Source organism: Pseudomonas sp. B2M1-30, from assembly GCF_025447575.1.
GTDB lineage: Bacteria > Pseudomonadota > Gammaproteobacteria > Pseudomonadales > Pseudomonadaceae > Aquipseudomonas > Aquipseudomonas botevensis.
In genome coordinates this window covers 69,482-84,845 of record NZ_JAOEJT010000014.1, presented here as the reverse complement: position 1 = coordinate 84,845, position 15,364 = coordinate 69,482, and the positions used below count along the sequence as shown (strand labels likewise).

General features: G+C 59.5%; 14 protein-coding genes. 4 read left to right on the top strand and 10 right to left on the bottom strand.

The window, feature by feature from the left end; all coding sequences use genetic code 11:
- The first annotated feature begins 221 nt into the window (after positions 1-221).
- Both galU and N8H74_RS23655 read left to right on the top strand, forming a co-directional pair.
- Positions 222-1,052, top strand: a complete 831-nt coding sequence (gene galU, locus N8H74_RS23660; protein ID WP_217831582.1) for a UTP--glucose-1-phosphate uridylyltransferase GalU — start codon at positions 222-224, stop codon at positions 1,050-1,052.
- Positions 1,053-1,105: 53 nt separating this feature from the next.
- Positions 1,106-1,522: a mannose-1-phosphate guanylyltransferase gene (locus N8H74_RS23655; RefSeq protein WP_262150706.1), complete on the top strand. Its 417-nt coding sequence runs from the start codon at positions 1,106-1,108 to the stop codon at positions 1,520-1,522.
- Between the two features lie 4 nt (positions 1,523-1,526).
- Here N8H74_RS23655 and N8H74_RS23650 read toward each other — a convergent pair whose 3' ends face one another.
- From N8H74_RS23650 to N8H74_RS23615, 8 genes are read right to left on the bottom strand one after another with little or no spacing between them, the layout of a single operon-like run.
- Positions 1,527-2,687: a GDSL-type esterase/lipase family protein gene (locus tag N8H74_RS23650; protein WP_262150704.1), complete on the bottom strand. Its 1,161-nt coding sequence runs from the start codon at positions 2,685-2,687 to the stop codon at positions 1,527-1,529.
- Positions 2,688-2,714: 27 nt separating this feature from the next.
- Positions 2,715-3,752 (bottom strand): acyltransferase, encoded by a 1,038-nt coding sequence (locus tag N8H74_RS23645; protein ID WP_262150702.1) that lies wholly within the window; start codon positions 3,750-3,752, stop codon positions 2,715-2,717.
- A gap of 12 nt (positions 3,753-3,764) precedes the next feature.
- A complete protein-coding gene (locus tag N8H74_RS23640) occupies positions 3,765-4,868 on the bottom strand; it encodes a hypothetical protein (RefSeq protein ID WP_217831578.1) in 1,104 nt (367 codons plus the stop codon).
- Positions 4,859-6,088: a polysaccharide biosynthesis C-terminal domain-containing protein gene (locus N8H74_RS23635; protein ID WP_262150700.1), complete on the bottom strand. Its 1,230-nt coding sequence runs from the start codon at positions 6,086-6,088 to the stop codon at positions 4,859-4,861. Before N8H74_RS23635 ends, N8H74_RS23640 begins: the two co-directional genes overlap by 10 nt.
- Positions 6,085-7,197, bottom strand: coding sequence for a polysaccharide pyruvyl transferase family protein (locus N8H74_RS23630; RefSeq protein WP_217831576.1), 1,113 nt, complete (start codon positions 7,195-7,197; stop codon positions 6,085-6,087). Before N8H74_RS23630 ends, N8H74_RS23635 begins: the two co-directional genes overlap by 4 nt.
- 14 nt (positions 7,198-7,211) lie before the next feature.
- Positions 7,212-8,294: a glycosyltransferase gene (locus N8H74_RS23625; RefSeq protein WP_262150697.1), complete on the bottom strand. Its 1,083-nt coding sequence runs from the start codon at positions 8,292-8,294 to the stop codon at positions 7,212-7,214.
- Positions 8,295-8,335: 41 nt separating this feature from the next.
- A complete protein-coding gene (locus N8H74_RS23620; protein WP_262150695.1) occupies positions 8,336-10,561 on the bottom strand; it encodes a polysaccharide biosynthesis tyrosine autokinase in 2,226 nt (741 codons plus the stop codon).
- Between the two features lie 39 nt (positions 10,562-10,600).
- Complete coding sequence (locus N8H74_RS23615) at positions 10,601-11,041, bottom strand: low molecular weight protein-tyrosine-phosphatase (RefSeq protein WP_217831573.1); 441 nt, start codon at positions 11,039-11,041, stop codon at positions 10,601-10,603.
- 290 nt (positions 11,042-11,331) lie between these two features.
- On the opposite strand from N8H74_RS23615, the gene N8H74_RS23610 reads away from it, so the two are divergent.
- Both N8H74_RS23610 and tal read left to right on the top strand, forming a co-directional pair.
- Positions 11,332-12,276 carry a glycosyl hydrolase family 5 gene (locus N8H74_RS23610; protein WP_262150693.1) on the top strand — a complete coding sequence of 315 codons (945 nt, stop codon included), beginning with the start codon at positions 11,332-11,334 and terminating at the stop codon, positions 12,274-12,276.
- Between the two features lie 192 nt (positions 12,277-12,468).
- Entirely contained in the window at positions 12,469-13,395 is a 927-nt protein-coding gene (tal, locus tag N8H74_RS23605) for a transaldolase (RefSeq protein ID WP_217831571.1), read from the top strand.
- 86 nt (positions 13,396-13,481) lie between these two features.
- Here the strand turns inward: tal and rssC are convergent, their stop codons facing one another.
- Both rssC and rssB read right to left on the bottom strand, forming a co-directional pair.
- Positions 13,482-13,964, bottom strand: a complete 483-nt coding sequence (gene rssC / locus N8H74_RS23600) for an anti-sigma factor antagonist RssC (RefSeq protein ID WP_217831570.1) — start codon at positions 13,962-13,964, stop codon at positions 13,482-13,484.
- On the bottom strand, positions 13,964-15,145 hold the full coding sequence (gene rssB / locus N8H74_RS23595) for a two-component system response regulator RssB (protein ID WP_064117871.1): 1,182 nt from the start codon (positions 15,143-15,145) through the stop codon (positions 13,964-13,966). Before rssB ends, rssC begins: the two co-directional genes overlap by 1 nt.
- Positions 15,146-15,364: the final 219 nt, after the last annotated feature.

The window sequence follows — 15,364 nt, the reverse complement described above, 5'->3', positions numbered from 1 at the left end:
CGAAACGCACTCACCACTATCGACAGATACCGACTAAAAATAACTAACAAGTATCCAGCCGACATCTAATAACATTGACCCGCCCCGCACTAATTACTAATTGCCACTGGCTATCCGACTCGGGTATTAAAGTAAACCTTCAATAATCATTGAAACTTGCAACCATTCGCTATTTGCGCGCGGCCACTGGCTGCGTTCCATGAATGTCCCAGGATACTTTTATGATTCGTAAATGTTTGTTCCCCGCTGCCGGCTACGGCACGCGTTTCTTGCCGGCCACCAAAGCCATGCCCAAAGAAATGCTGCCGATCGTCAACAAGCCGCTGATCGAATACGCCGTTGAAGAAGCACGGGACGCCGGCCTGCAACACATGGCGATCGTGACCGGGCGGGGCAAACGCGCGCTGGAAGACCACTTCGACATCAGCTACGAACTCGAACACCAGATCCGTGGCACCGCGAAGGAAGAATTCCTCGCCGGCACCCGCGAGCTGATCGATACCTGCACCTTTTCCTACACCCGCCAGGTGGAAATGAAAGGCCTGGGCCACGCGATCCTCAGTGGCCGCCCGCTGATCGGCGAAGAACCGTTCGCCGTGGTGCTGGCCGATGACCTGTGCCTGAACCTTGCCGGTGACGGCGTGCTCACGCAGATGATCCAGCTCTACAAGAAGCACCGCTGCTCGATCGTCGCCATCCAGGAAGTGCCGCACGACCAGACCCACAAGTACGGCGTGATCGCTGGCGAGCAGATTGCCGACGGCCTCTACCGGGTCAACAACATGGTGGAGAAACCTGCCCCGCAGGACGCTCCGTCGAACCTGGCGATCATCGGCCGCTACATCCTGACCCCGGATATTTTCGACCTGATCGCCGACACCGAGCCTGGCAAGGGCGGCGAGATCCAGATCACCGACGCCCTGATGAAACAGGCGCGCAACGGTGGCGTGCTGGCCTACAAATTCGAAGGCCTGCGCTTCGATTGCGGCGGCGCCGAGGGTTACATCGAAGCCACCAATTTCTGCTACGAGAACCTGTACAAGGGGCGCTGAGTCGGCCCCGTCAGCCACCACCCCAGGCCCACTTTCCATTCAGGCAGGCAACCATGAACAGTGCACAACACGCGGCAAACCTTGAACCGGAGGTGGGCAACCTCGGGGTGATGAGCTGGCTGTCCCGGCATCAGCCACTGCCCAGCGCCAATGAATCCTGGCTGGGGCCGCTGCTGATGGTCGAACGCATCGGCATGTTCCCCTCGTCAGGGGACATTCGCCGCCCGCTGCCCGATCCCTATCCCCTGCTCGCCCACCTGAAACAGCTCTATGCCGAACAGGCGCTGGAGATCGATGACCGCGACGGCCTGAAAGTGATTTTCAGCGACTGGCGCTTCCGGGTGCGCATCTGCTGCAACGACCCGGCGATCATCATCAATGTGGAAACCCGCTGCGATCTGCAACTGATGCCGCTACGCACGGCGCAGTTGCTGAGTCAACTGGATCGCTTCGAACAGATGGCGAGCTGAAGGCTTAGCGCGAGGTTTCGCCACAGGTGTCCTGCGGCGAAACCGCTTTGTGACCGCCCACGATCAGCCGATGGAAGTAGTCGGCAATCACCTTTCCCCCCGTGTCCGGAAGCGGGTGAATCCGGTCCGGACCGATCATCGGCATTGGCCCGCCCAGGGCATAGCGTTTGACGTCGCTGCCGAAGGCGCATTGCAGATTGGCGTAGCCCAGATGTTCCTTGCGCGCCCAGGGTTGCAGCACTTGTGCATAAGCCGACATCGGATAGGCGCTGGCGCGTGACGTGTCCTGACGCAGGATCAGGTTGATGCTCGCCTGTGGCTGAATCTCGCGCACCATCCCCACCAGGCCTCGAATGTTCTTCAGGTATTGCTCGGGCTTGACGCCAAAACCCTGATCGTTGCCGCCGAGCATGATCAGGTAGATGTCAGCGGGAATCTTCGACACTGCCGCTTTCCACTGCGCCTGCCAGCGATCATCCGCGTGATAGAAGTCAGCGGACGCCGCACCGGAGGCCGCCAGTTTGGACACCCGCACGCCGCCCTGCTCGTTGCTCATCCACAGGCCGAACAATGTCGGCGAACCTTTCACCACTTCGAGCCTGAACGCCCAGTCCGCGACTGCCGATGCGCCCGACAGCGGCACTTCCTGAACGCCCTCGCCTGCCAGTTTCAGCGGTTGCCAGGCTTGCGCGGGCGCCCAGCGATAACGCAACTCGCTGCTTTCGCCGTTGCCCAGATAGAGCAATTTGGCCTGGCTGACGGCGGTGTTGATCGCCGGGGTTGGATGGGCATCGACTTCCAGCCAGGCACCGGGGCGGCCCGTCACGGTACGACTGTCGGGGCTGGCCTGGCCGAGGCCGGACACCTGCCAGTCGCCGCCAAAGTATTTCTCGCTGGTTCGGGTGTACTTGAAATGAGTGCCGCCGAGCGCCGCGCCGTGATTGAAACCGATGTAGCCGGGGCCGGCGAAACCCGCCTCCCCGACCAGCCGCTGCACGAACCGGTTCAGATAGAAATCCTGGCCGGCGCTGTAGCTGTCGCCAATCACCGAGATCGACAGAACCTTCCCGGCCTTGCCCTCGCGCCACTGGGCAAAGCGCTCGCGTGCGTCGCCGACCTCGACCACCGACGCGGCAACCGGTTGAGCGTTATCGACAGCCACCATGGGGCATTTCCTTTATCCAGACAATCATCAGGCCTGCGCCACCGGAGCGACTTTCGCCGCAGGTTTTTTGACAGCGGCACGCTCCCCCAGAAACAGCACGGAGGTGAAGTTGAACCGACTGAAAAGCATCGACAGCAGCACCGGCCCCAACAAGCCCATAGCCACGCCGCCGAGCACCAGAACCGCGTCTTCATGCACACCCAGACGCCCCAGGACAAACCGCGAAGTGGCGGCAAACAACACATGGAACAGGAAAATCGCATAGGAATAACCGCCGAGCCAGGTCAGCCACTTCGAGCGCATATCACTCGACAGCAGTGCGAAGCACGACACGCAGCCCACCGTCAGCCCGACCAGGCTACGGCGATCGACGATCAGCTCGCGATCCTTCGCCGCCACATACAGCAGCGCCAGCGAAATCATCACGAACACCCACGGCCCGATCACCTTGAGGAAATGCCTCAGGGTGTCGACTTTCTCCTGGCCGATCATCCCCGCCACAAAGAACGGCAACAGATAGGTCGCGCCATTGATGCCAAACGCATCGACCTTGAACGGCGGCAGCAGGAACACCAGCGCTGCAAACGCAAACAGCAGGTACAAGCGCGTAGCCGAGCGCAGCAGGCCACGCCACTCCAGCAGGCCGACGAACATGAAAATGATGAACACTGCCTGCAGGAACCAGAAGTGGTTGACCGGCACGTAGAACGACAACAACGCGTCGACCACACCGACATCCTTGTTCACGCCCGGCCCCACCGCCTGCAACACGGAAAACGGCACACCAACGCAAAACAGCGGCACGATCAGCCGCCGCACCTTGCCGGTGAAGAACGCCGAAAAGTCGTTGCCACGGATTTTGTAGATGGAATAGATGTAGCCCGAAATGAAGGTGAACAGCGGCATGCGCACGTAGACCATGGAGTCGGCGATCACCCGGAACGGCGAGCCCAGGTCTATTTTCAAGCCGCCGCCCAACGGGCCGATCACGTGATAAAGCACCAGCAACAGGCACGCCAGGCCGCGCAGGGTTTCGATCTCCAGCGACTTATTTTTGCTCGACATAAAGCACAAGCCTCAACTCAGGATTCTTGATTCAACCAACACCGGTTTGTTTGCCCGCAACATCAATCCCAACCCGACGAACAACACCGGCACCACCATGGAAAAGTGTCGGGCGAAGGAGCCGAAGTCCGGCTCGAACAGGCCCTGGACCAGCAGGAAGGACAAAGGAATCGCGATCAGTTCCTTGGCCTTGGTCTGGATCGGCACGCCTTTGTAGTTGGTCGAGGTAATGACTTTGAACAGCAGCAGCGAGGTCATGATCATCAACGCAACGAAGATCGCCTGACCCGGCCCGGACAGCAGGATCAGCTCCACGGGAAACGACAGCCGGAAGAAAATGATCATCGAGTCCAGCGCCTGCGAGACGAAGTCGCCGCCGCTGAGCCAGGACACGATCAGCGACTTCGAGCCCTCCTCGCCCGCCGTGCGCAGCTCGTTGTTGCTCGCGCGGATCGATGACACCGAATAGCCCAGGGCCAACTGGATCGCCGTGGCGATCGCCAGGTAGAACAGGAACAGCATCAGGAAGAAGGTGAAGCGCGAGACGTATTTCTTCATCACGCAGACGCCGAACCAGGCCAGGGAAAACAGAATCCAGTACGGCCGGATCAAGATGCCGTAGATCGCAGCGGACAAAAAAAAGCCGCCACGATACTTGCGCGTATACGAGGCAAACAGAATCGACAGCACGGCCACCGAAACGATGATTTCCTTGGTCAGGTTTTCCAGGAAAAACGAGCGGACCACGCCCCACAGACACAGGGTAAAAAATATCGTCAGCGGCATGCGCCGGAAGATGAACACCGGGATCGTCGTCAGGAGGAAATTGCAGAACATCCCATAGGCCCAGGCATTGGTCAGATTGATACCGGTGGGCCGCAGCAGAAACGCCGAACACTCGTACGACGAGCGATCCGGCGAGAACGGATTCCAGAAGTTGCAATTGTCGGCGCGGGCGTAGGACATCCACAGGGTCATGGCATCCGGGCCTGGGGCCCGGGGCACCAGCAACGGCATCGCCACCGACAGAAACAGGCCGCTGAAGAGGATCAGGAACGAAATCGACGAATCGAGTTTGCGGCCGCGAAACTCGATACGCGGCAGCTTCAACCCCATGCCAGCGCCCTTTTCGCCTGGGTGGTACGGGTCAGCACGGCAATCACCCCGAGCTGCACGATGATCGCGAACACGTTGCCCCACGCCGCGCCGTAGATCGAGTAGTGCTTGATCAGCACATAGCTGACCGGCACGGAAACCAGCAGGCAGATCGCGGCGCTGGCCAGCGACACCCGACTGTTTTTCGAGGCAATCAGGCCACCCCAGACGATGTCGCCCATCGCGCGTAACGCGAAGGAGAAAATCAGCACGCCGAGAATCCCGTTATCCGGACGCGGAACGCTGGTGGCGACGTAATCGAGCACCACGTTGAAGAACAGATAAATCAGCACCGCCACCGCCGCCGATACCAGCAGCGAGCGCATGACCCATTTGTTCACGAACAGTTGCCTGACCGTGAACGGTTGCTGCTCGGCCTGATAGCGCTTGGCGAGCAGCGGAATGCCCACCACCGCCACCACCGCATAGGACAACGCCTGCAAGGTATTGGCCGCCGACCAGGCGTACACGTATTTGCCCAGGCTGGCGTAGGGTTCCAGGTCGATGATCAGAAAGCGTTCGGCGTACTGACTCAAGGCGATCAGGCCGGTGCCCAGGTAAAACGGCAACCCGGCTTTCCAGACCGTGCCCGTGGTCAGTTCAGTCGCTGCCCGACCCTGATGGACGTTCGCCACAATCGCGTAACCGGCCACCATCACTATCACGTTGGCGGCGACCCACAACCACAGCACGCTGGCGATTCCAGACACCCAGTCGAGCATCATCCCGCCCACCGCCAGCAGCGCCCACAAACCGGTCTTGATGAAAAACAGCACCGCGCCCCACGTGGCTTTCTGCGCGGAAAACACGAACGAGTTGATCTCGAAGGACAGGTGCTCGGTCAGCAGCACCAGCGTCACGCAGGCAATCAGTGCGGTCGGCGCCTGGACGTCCTGGAACAGTGAATAAATCAGCACCGTCAGCACCGACAGCAACAGCCCCACGGCCAGGTACAGCAGCAGCACCTTGTCGACCACCCGCCGCGAGCTGCCGCCAACGCTGATCAGCCGATTGATCTCGGAACTGAAGCCGACGCTGTAGAACTTCGACGCGATCAACGAAGCGGCGACCACCACGCCGTAAAACCCCAGCGCTTCATAGCCCAGGTAATGGGTGATGGCCAGCACCAGCAGAAACTTCGCGCCGAGTGCCCCGCCCCGCAGCAACAGCCGAAATATCATCGAACGATCCCTTTGATGATCTCGTCCATCATCACGGTCTTGGCTTCGATCTCGCGGCAGGTGTCGGTCAGGCGCTTGCCGAAACTGGCCAGAGCGTTCGGCGCATAAACCGTTTCAAGGATGGTGTCGACGTTGATGTCGCCGCCATTGATGACCCAGTCTTCCACGCCCATGTCCTGATAGGCGCCGAAGCCTTTGCGCTCATAGCTGATGTGGTACGCCGGAACACCGGACAGCAGCGATTCGATGGCACCGTGCAGGCGCACGGAAATCACCAGATCCGGCTGATACTTCGCCAGTGTCGCCTTCAACGGCAGCAGGTCTTCGGTGATCCCCAGTTCGCGATAGAACGCGCCGTCATCGTTGCCACGCACCGAACTCTGCACCGCACAGACCACCTTGCTTTTGTTCTTCAAGCGCTGCAAAAGCACCTTCAGGTTGGCGACGTAGGCGAGCTTCTTTTCCTTGCTCCACGCCGGCGGCTTGCGCAGCACCACACACACGGTGGCCGGCGCCGATGCGCAGTGGGCGAACTTCGATTGCAGGAGGATTTTGCCGGCCAGGGCCTGCACCGCCAGATCGGGTGCGCGGTAGACATTTTCACAGGCATCGAACAGCGCCGACGAACGATTGTCGCGGACGAACACCGCATCGGCGCTGGCGTAGTGGCCGACAATCTTGCTGCTCTCGCCGTGGAACGGCCCGATGCTCTGCGGCAGGTACACCGACGGGACTTTGCTGAGAATCGCGGTTTCCAGTTGCTTGGCGTGGCCGAGTTTCAGCTTGATGTGTTCGAAGGCACTTTTGGAGCGCATGTAGCCGCCGCCGACGCCGACGATCAGGTCAGTGGTCTTCAACAGATCCGCGAGCCCCGCATAGGACTGATTGAGAAACACCGCTTCCTTGACCCGCCCCAGCCCCTTGGCCGCCATCACCGGTGCGTCGTAGCGCTTGTGCGGCAAATAGCTGAAGGATTGCGGATCGGATGCCACGACGTTGATCGACGTGTCGGCGCCGAAGTTGCGCTGCACCAGGGCAATCGCCAGATCCACGAGCAGACCGTCACCGGAGTTGGAGGCGCTGTAGCCATGCAAGATCGTTACGTTCATAAACTGAGTTCTTCTTAATAAGTGGGAGCGCAATACACGTCGTAGGTCTGGCGGATCATCAACGCGGCGCTGAAGCGCTCGCGGACGATGCGCCGGCTCTCGATTCCCAGGGCCTGCAATGCCGGTTTCTGGATTTTCATCAAACGGTCGGCCAGCGCCTGGTGGTCACCGGTCGGGAAGACGTAGCCGGACACACCGTGGCTGACCAGTTCGGGCAGCGACGTGCAATCACTGGCGATCACCGGCAGCCCCAACGCCATGCCCTCCAGAGGCACCATGGCAAAGCCTTCCCAACGGCTGGGAACGATCAGTGCGTCGGCCTTTTGGTACAGCGCCTGTACTTCACTCGGCGTGACCCACGGCAGGTACTCCACCGACTCCATCGGCGGGCACTCGACGCTGTCCTCGTTGACCGCACTGCCGACCACCGTCAGCTTCAGGTCGCGGCGCTGCACCTTGGCGTAAGCCTTGAGCAACACATCGAAACCTTTCTGGTAATCGAGCCGGCCGACAAACAGCAGATGAATCGGCTCCGGATCGCTGGCCTTGGGCGTTTCATCCTTGGGGTGAATGCCGTTGTAGATCAAAGTCATGCGCTTGCGCTCGATGCCAAACGCCGCCGCTTTGTCCAGCTCGTACTGGCTGACGCAGATGATCGTGTCGGTGACCTTCTGCAGCACCCGCTCGATCAGCGAATAGACTTTCTGCTTGGCCGGCGAACTCTCCATCAGGAACGAAAAGGCATGCGGGCAATAGACGATTTTCGGTTTGCGCCACGGTCGCAGCAGCACGCAGACGCACCGCCCGATCACCCCGGAAAAAGTGCTGTGCAAATGCACCACGTCGGGTTTTTCCTTGAGCATGACCCTGGTCAGTTGCCAGGCGAAGCGCAGCAGCGAAGGCACATTGCGCCCGTTGCGGGCGAAGGTGCGGATCTGCCGCTCATCAATGCCGTGCAGCTCTTGCTTCTGGTCGAGCGGCACCAGATAAACCAGCTCGTAGTTCGCCGTCTCGTTTTCGGGTGACGCCGAAATCGTGCGGATCACCGTCGCGACGCCACCTTTGATCGTTTCCGCCACGTGCAGTATTTTTTTCACAATCCACCCACTTCCCTGCCTGTAAGAACAATCGCTGACACTCAGGATTTGTCCGACGCGTATTCGTAGTTGTAATAACCGTAGCCGCCGTTGCCGTAGTAGCTGGCCGCACGTTTCTCGACGCCGTTGAACACCGCGCCCTTCAACTCGATGCCGTTCTGGGCGAAGCGGCGGATGGTCAGTTCGATCTCCTTGGCCGGGTTCACCCCGAAGCGCGTGACGATCAGGCTGATCCCCGCCTCACGGCCGACGATCGCCGCATCGGTGACCGCCAGCAGTGGCGGCGTGTCGATGATCACCACGTCGTACACCTCACTGAGTTGTGCCAGCAGGTCGCGGAAGTTGGCGTGCATCAGCAGTTCCGAAGGGTTCGGCGGAACCTGACCTCGGCTGATGAAATGCAGGTTGTCGACCTCGATCTTGTTGATCGCCTGTTCGAGACTGCAGCGCTTGACCAGCAGATCCGACAGGCCATTGGCAATCGGCGTGTTCAAGGTTTTGTGCAAATGCCCCTTGCGCATGTCGGCATCGATCAGCACCACTCGCTGGCCGCTTTGCGCCATGACCGCTGCGAGGTTGGAGGAGACGAACGTCTTGCCGACCTGCGGGCTCGGACCGGAAATCATGATGCGGTTGTTGGTCGAATCCAGCCCGGCAAAGTGCAGGCAGGTGCGCAGGCTGCGGATCGACTCGATCGACAGGTCCGTCGGGTTGCGCAGGGCCAGCAGGTACGCCGGTGTGTCCGGGTTTTTCGCGCGGACTTTTTTCGTGTCCTCTTCCTGCTGCAGCGCGCTGTAGGGAATCGATGCGTACACCGGCAGACCCAGTTGCTCGATGGCTTCCGGGCCTTCCAGTCCGCGACTCAGCGATTTGCGCAGCAGCACCAGCGCCACGCCGAGGAACGCCCCCAGGAACGTGGCGATCAGCACGATGATCGCCTTGCGCGGCTTGACCGGGCTGGTCAGGTCGACATCCGCCGTGTCGATCAGGCGCACATTGCCGACCGCCCCGGCACGGACGATGTCCAGCTCCTGGGACTTGTTCAGCAGTTGCGTGTAGATCTGCGACGCGACTTCCACATCGCGGGTCAGGTTGAGCAATTCCTGCTGCGTGGCGGGCAGATCGCCGACCTTGCCTTCCAGCGACTTCTGCTGCTGGGTCAATTCACCGATCTGGGTCATCAGCGCGCGATACGCCGGATGCTGCCTGGTGAATTTGCGATCCATCTCCGCCTGCTGCATTTTCAGCTCGGACAGACGGGTATCCAGACTGACGATCTGGCCCAGCACCGATTGGGTTTCCAGGGAGATGTTCACGGTCTTGCCGCGCGTCTGATAACCGTTGAGCGCCTCGCTGGCCTTGGCCAGATCACGCTTGACCTGGGGTAACTGGCCTTGCAGGAAATCCAGGCTCTTGGCCGCTTCGGCCGAGGTGCGCTGCACGTTCTGCTGCACATACAACGACGAAACCTTGTTGAGGATCTTCACCGCCAACGGCGCGTCGGCGCTGGCCAGAGCGAGGCGGATGATGCCCGACTCCTTGCCCTGCTCGGTGATTTCCAGCGCATCCTGATAATCCTGGATCGCCACGATCCGTGGATTGCGCACCACTTCAAAACGGGTGCCGGGATTGGCCTCCAACTGGGCGACCAGCCCCTCGACGCCGTCTTGCGCAAAAGCACTGCCGGCAACGCCTTCCACCAACAGATTGTCGTTGTCGTCGAACAACTGGAATCGATGTTGCTCGCCAGCGATCAGCGTGAGCTTCTTGCCCAGCAGTTCCTTGGGCAGATTGAGCCGGGGAATGTCCAGCCGCTCACCACCCCAGGCATAGCGGCTCAGGCCGAAACGCGCTGGCGCCACGCTGAACTCGCCGGTGCCGCGATAACGCCGGGCGAGAAACCCGCCAATCATCGGAAACGTGTTGGGCGTGACCTCGATATCCAGGTGCAGGTCATCGACGGTTTTGCCGATCACCGCGCGAGACTTGATGATGCCGATTTCAGTCACCGACGGCGATTGTCCGCCGAGCATGCTGCTGAGATCGGAAAACCCGAGCATGTCGTTCTTTTTCGGTTCGACCTGGACCAAGGCGTTGGCCAGGTACACCGGCGTCGACAACACCGCAACGGCAACGCCGGTCATCATGAATGCGCCGGTAAGCGCGCCTATCAACCATTTCTGATCGATCAAAGAGCCGAATATACCGAGAAGATCAATATCGTCTCGTTCGTTGTCCCGGGTGCCGATTACTGACGGTAACTGCATAAGTCTGTTCTTACCATTCACTGATCTGAAGAATATTCATCAATGTCCGAGGCGCTGCGCCCATGAGCTGACAGCATCTTCAATCAATGCATGTGCATGAATAAAAGCGGCTTGGCCTTGACGATACGGATCCTGTATTTCTCGCTCGCTCTGCCACTTTCCGAGCAGAAACACTTTGCCCCGCGCATGCGAGGCAATCTTCAGTACTTGTTTTACATGCTCTTTTTCCATGACCAGAATCAGATCCGACTCATTGACGATATCGGAGGTGATCTGCCGTGCCGTGAAGTCAGCAGCGCTGTGCCCGTGGTCTTCGAGCACCTGGCGCGCCGACGACTCCATGCCCTCGCCGACCCGTGCGGCAAGGCCTGCGGAGGACACTGTGATCGAGGAGGTGGTCAGCGCATTACGCAGCAACAACTCTGCTGTCGGACTTCGGCAGATATTGCCAACGCAGACGACAAGGATCTTTTTGAACAAGGTTTACTTTCCCGTGTAATGTCAATCGGCCAATACCGCTCGTGGATTTAATGAACCCACAAGACCTTCCTGAACTCGGAAATAGATTCGCCCGGCCAATACAAGTGCATTAAGTACCATGCGCCTAAAAGTCACCCAACCAGAATTACCGGACTAAAAATAACTGTGATTTTCGACTCGTGGTTTTCCGACAAAAAATAACATTCGTGCACTTAGCACCCTTGTCGTTATCGAAACTCCTGTAACGAGATAACTATTGGCTAGATGTCATTCTCATCAGGAGAGCAGACATGAAATCAGCACATCTCAAACGGCTCGGCGCCCTGACACTGTTATTACTGGGCGCGGCCAGTCAGGCCCAGGCCAGCGAACTGTTTCCGGCGCTGCCCAGCAAAACCATCGGTGTTCAGGTCAAGATCCAGAGTTTTTCTGCGGCCGACGCCGAGCAGATCAAGGCGGCCGGGTTCAGTTTCGTGCGCTTCGGCGTCTGGAGCGACAGCCTCGGCGGCAAGGCCTATCAGAAGCAGGTCAGCGATGCGTTTGTCGCGGCCAAATCCGCCGGGTTGCCGGTTCTGTTGACGGTTCGCGCCACCAAGCCGCTGAGCGGTGAACTGACCACGGCCGGCGAAACCTTTGCCAACAAGGTATCGGGACTGGAGCAAACCTACGGTTCGCAATTGGTAGCGATCGAAATCTGGAATGAGCCGGATCTGGACACCTACTGGCCCACCGGCAACTTCAAAACCACGTTCGTGCCGTTCATGACGGCCATGTGCAAGACGCTGCAAGGCAAACCACCTTCCACGCCCCTGATCGGCTTTGGTTTCGCCCGCCCGCCCAGTGCAGGCTCGGCCTCGACCGTGGCGCTGAACAGTATCCTCGGCGCTTATCCGAAGTGCCTTAACGCCATTTCCTACCACCCCTATGGCATGACGGCCACGCAGATCAGCAACGCCCAGACCTTCATCCAGCAGAACTTCCAACTGCCGGGGGTCATCAGCGAGTGGGGGATCTCGGCACTCACCTCCAATGGCGGGCCTGACGGGCAAGCCAGCAAGATCGCTGCGTTCATCGCCGACGTGAAAAGACTGAAGATCCCGCTCACATCCATTTACGAATGGAAGAACAGCGATTCGGGCAAGGACGACCGGGAGAAGAACTTCGGCCTGCTGACCTCTGACGGTCAGCCGAAACCGGCACAAACCGCCGCCAGAACGCAGTTGAATAGCGAGTAAGCATCACGGTCACAGGTCAGTTGTCTGGAACCTGTGGTCTGTTTTGACATCGTATGAATCGATACCACGCCCCGGCCATTCAAACAGCCGTTTTCAGGTTGTTGCCACCGGGGCGGTCGATACACCTCGATGCCCTTGAGTGGCTGTCAGCGCTCGGGTAATGTCACCAGACCCATAGGACAGAGCACGCTCATGACTTCCAAGCTGGAACAACTCAAACAGTTCACCACCGTCGTTGCCGACACCGGCGATGTCGATGCGATCACCCGGGTCAAACCGGTCGACGCCACCACCAACCCTTCCCTGCTGCTCAAGGCCGCCGCCATTCCCGCGTACGCCGACAAACTGAACGCCGCCGTCAGCGACTGCAAGGGCGATATCGGCCTGGCCAGCGACCGCTTCGGCGTCGCGGTGGGGCAGGAAATTCTCAAGGTCATCCCCGGCCGCATCTCCACCGAAGTGGATGCACGCTTGTCGTTCGACAAGGATGCGATGCTCAAGCGCGCGCATCGCCTGATCGAGCTGTACGACAAGGCCGGCATCGGCCGCGAGCGCGTACTGATCAAGATCGCCTCGACCTGGGAAGGCATCCGCGCCGCCGAGATCCTGGAAAAGGAAGGCATCCAGACCAACCTGACCCTGCTGTTCTCCTTCGCCCAGGCCGCTGCCTGCGCCGACGCCGGGGTGTTCCTGATCTCGCCGTTCGTGGGCCGTATCTACGACTGGTACAAGAAGGTCAACGGCAACGACTACACCGGTGCCGACGATCCAGGCGTGCAGTCTGTGACGCGCATCTACAACTACTACAAGGCCAATGACTACAAGACCGTGGTCATGGGTGCGAGCTTCCGTAACCTGAACCAGATCGAGCACCTGGCCGGCTGCGACCGTCTGACCATCAGCCCGGATCTGATCGACAAGCTGGCGGCGGACACTGGCAAGCTCGAACGCAAACTGGCGCCAGGGCACGCCGGCGAGGCACGCCTGAGCCTCAACGAATCGCAGTTCCGCTGGCTGTCCAACGAAGACGCGATGGCCACCGAGAAACTGGCCGAAGGCATTCGTCAGTTTGCCCGCGACCAGGAAAAACTCGAGGCGTTGCTGCAAGCCAAGCTGTAATTCAGGCCGCAGCCACGCAAAAAGGGCGAACCCTCTCGGGTTCGCCCTTTTTTATTGGCTTGTCGCTGAAAACCGGATCGACTGAATCAATGCCGCTCGAGGGCATTCACCAGGTCATGGAAGGCTTCACGGTTGGAGTCGTTCAAGCCCATGAGGATCTTGTGCGCTTCCAGCACCTTGATCCGCACGGTCTCTTCAGACTGATCCTGATCCGGCAGGTCATCAAGGCACTCCGGGCATGGCACCGGATAGTTGACGATGTTGAACACGTTCTCGAAACCCATCGAATACAGCAGACGGGTAATGTCTTCATTGGTGGTGACGACAGTCGGCAGCAAGCCGACTTTCTGCCGCGACAGGATCGACAGCTTGGCCAACAGGCCCAGGGTGGTGCTGTCGATGCTGCGGGTTTCGGTCAAATCGATCACGATCGAGCTGAAATTCAGCGCGGTGAAGATTTTCTCAATAGTCGCATCCAACGCCGAACACAGGGTCAGGCGAACTTCACCGACGAACTTCAGGACGAAGGTGCCGTCCTGCTCGGCGAACTGGATTCTACCGGTACTCATTAAAGATTCCTGCTCAACACCAACAGGGCGATATCATCCGGCATCTCCCCTAGCGTGGCCAATCCAAAAACCTGCCGCAGACCATCCAGGCTGCCGCCCGCCGACTTCACCCGCTGGGGCAAAGCAGCTTCTTTCTCTTTGAGTGTGGGCTCTGGCAAAAGATCCAGAATGCCATCAGACATCAGCGTCAGGCTGAACGTCGGAGGCAGCTCGAGTACGTGATCTTCGTAGGTGGCTTCGTTGAAAAGCCCCACCGGCAGACCGCGCCCTTCGAGGTAGCGAACACTGTCAGGCGTGTACAACACAGGCAACGGCAGATGGCCGCCGATGCTATAGGTCAACAAACCGGTCTCCTCGTCGATGACTCCACCGACCATTGTGACGTGTTTACCCAGCTTACAACTGATCAGCCCCCGGTTGATATGACCGAGGACTTCCGAAGGCTTGAATTCCGGCAGCGTGCCGTTGCGCTTGGACTCGAACAGCAAGCGCGTGGTCATGAACTTCAGCAGTACGGTGACGAACGCCGAAGAGGCGCCATGACCGGAAACGTCCGCCAGGTAAAACGCCACCCGGCGCTCGTCGACCCGGAAATAGTCGACAAAATCACCCGACAGGTACAGCGACGGGATGATCTGGTGGGCAAACTTGAATTCGTCGATGCTCCACGGGCTTTCCGGCAGCATGTTCATCTGCACCTGACGACCGGCGTTCTGGTCTTCCTGGAGCAGGTTCAGGCTGGCGGCGAGTTCGCGGTTGGCCTTTTCCAGCTTCTCGCGGTAGCGCTGGTTTTCCAGCAGCAGGCGCGCACGATCCAGGGCCCGGCGCACGGAGTGCTCGAGCACGGCCAGATCTTCGAGAGGCTTGATCAGGTAATCCGCCGCGCCCAGGCGCAGGGCCTCGACCGCGTCGTTCATCACGCCGGCACCCGAGACCACGATCACCGGGGTCTGTGGCGACCGCTCGGTGACCTGACGGATAAGTTCGAGACCGCCCATCTGCGGCATGCGCAGATCGCAGATGACCAAGTCGGGCGTGTCTTGCTCGAATACCTGAAGACCCTGCTGACCGTTGCTGGCCTGCAGGACGCTGAAACCACTGTCTTCCAGATAGGCCGCGAGACTCGCGCGCACTACCTCGTCATCATCGATTATCAGCAGCGTGGCACTGGTTTTTGGCATGTGGGCAAACGGCGCCAGAATTAGGTTGGCGTAGCAGGCGGGGCAACGGCCCGGCGCAGACTACTGGATTCGCTTTCTAGCCTCTCTGTTGCACCGTTTCAGAGCCTTTGCCCTGCACACGATTGCACCAGAGGTGCCCTTCTAAGGCGCAGACGGTACTCCCATCCGCAGAGCGTTTCAAGCATGCGCCGATGGTCGCTTGACGACTTTGTTTGTCAA

Excerpts from the sequence above, each read along its gene's own strand:
- galU (WP_217831582.1), top strand. The coding sequence starts at position 222 with ATGATTCGTAAATGTTTGTTCCCCGCTGCCGGCTACGGCACGCGTTTC.
- N8H74_RS23655 (WP_262150706.1), top strand. The coding sequence starts at position 1,106 with ATGAACAGTGCACAACACGCGGCAAACCTTGAACCGGAGGTGGGCAAC.
- N8H74_RS23650 (WP_262150704.1), bottom strand. The coding sequence starts at position 2,687 with ATGGTGGCTGTCGATAACGCTCAACCGGTTGCCGCGTCGGTGGTCGAG.
- N8H74_RS23645 (WP_262150702.1), bottom strand. The coding sequence starts at position 3,752 with ATGTCGAGCAAAAATAAGTCGCTGGAGATCGAAACCCTGCGCGGCCTG.
- N8H74_RS23640 (WP_217831578.1), bottom strand. The coding sequence starts at position 4,868 with ATGGGGTTGAAGCTGCCGCGTATCGAGTTTCGCGGCCGCAAACTCGAT.
- N8H74_RS23635 (WP_262150700.1), bottom strand. The coding sequence starts at position 6,088 with ATGATATTTCGGCTGTTGCTGCGGGGCGGGGCACTCGGCGCGAAGTTT.
- N8H74_RS23630 (WP_217831576.1), bottom strand. The coding sequence starts at position 7,197 with ATGAACGTAACGATCTTGCATGGCTACAGCGCCTCCAACTCCGGTGAC.
- N8H74_RS23620 (WP_262150695.1), bottom strand. The coding sequence starts at position 10,561 with ATGCAGTTACCGTCAGTAATCGGCACCCGGGACAACGAACGAGACGAT.
- N8H74_RS23610 (WP_262150693.1), top strand. The coding sequence starts at position 11,332 with ATGAAATCAGCACATCTCAAACGGCTCGGCGCCCTGACACTGTTATTA.
- tal (WP_217831571.1), top strand. The coding sequence starts at position 12,469 with ATGACTTCCAAGCTGGAACAACTCAAACAGTTCACCACCGTCGTTGCC.
- rssC (WP_217831570.1), bottom strand. The coding sequence starts at position 13,964 with ATGAGTACCGGTAGAATCCAGTTCGCCGAGCAGGACGGCACCTTCGTC.
- rssB (WP_064117871.1), bottom strand. The coding sequence starts at position 15,145 with ATGCCAAAAACCAGTGCCACGCTGCTGATAATCGATGATGACGAGGTA.